Here is a 211-nt window from a genome sequence, read left to right on the forward strand (position 1 = left end):
CATCCACCGTGTACGCTTAGTCGCTTAACCTCACAACCCGAAGGTGTTTCGCTATCAGACAACATTGGGCGTCATGGTTGCGCGTGGTGAACTTCTTCGTTGGGCAGGGTTCGCAATGCTCACGTACTACTGTACGTTGCGCTTGCTGCACGCTGTCCGCCTTGAATTTCACACTGCTCGCTCATGCCACTCGCTTGTGTGTTTGAAAAAC

Annotated in this window: 1 rRNA gene (cut by a window edge); it reads right to left on the reverse strand. The window is 52.6% G+C overall.

Annotation, left to right across the window (positions count from 1 at the left end):
- Positions 1-211: ribosomal RNA gene (locus PROVRUST_RS20030) — 23S ribosomal RNA — on the reverse strand; its annotated part runs 234 nt beyond the window's last position; the annotation flags it as partial.

Source organism: Providencia rustigianii DSM 4541 (assembly GCF_000156395.1).
Taxonomy (GTDB): domain Bacteria; phylum Pseudomonadota; class Gammaproteobacteria; order Enterobacterales; family Enterobacteriaceae; genus Providencia; species Providencia rustigianii.